General features: G+C 73.9%; 1 protein-coding gene. It reads right to left on the bottom strand.

Annotated features, from left to right (window positions below):
* Positions 1-4 precede the first annotated feature (4 nt).
* On the bottom strand, positions 5-295 hold a 291-nt coding region (locus DW180_RS10100; protein WP_147357399.1), incomplete at its 5' end, for a transposase.

Below are 295 nucleotides of genomic sequence, written 5' to 3'. Positions count from 1 at the left end.
CCCCCTACGCCTCCTCGGCCATGAGGCCGACCGCCCATACCCAGCAGGCGAGCTCGCGCGCCGTGGCCACGTTCGCCTTGTTGCCGTGGACCCCGCGCGCGAGCAGCGCCTCCCGCCTCTCGACCAGCCTCCGCACGCCCTTGGCGGCATGCCTCCGGGCGGCCGGGTCCGGGGCCTGGCCCTTGGCGAGGTCCTTCGGCCGCCCGGAGCACGTCAGGTAGTGCCACGCGGCCTCGACCAGCGTCTTTCTCAGGTGCTTGTTGCCGGCCTTGGTGATCGCGCCCCTGCGGTCGCT

This window comes from Collinsella sp. AM16-21 (genome assembly GCF_003471905.1).
Lineage (GTDB): Bacteria > Actinomycetota > Coriobacteriia > Coriobacteriales > Coriobacteriaceae > Collinsella.
The sequence above is the reverse complement of the archived record's forward strand: the minus strand, read 5'-3'. Positions and strand labels throughout refer to the sequence as shown.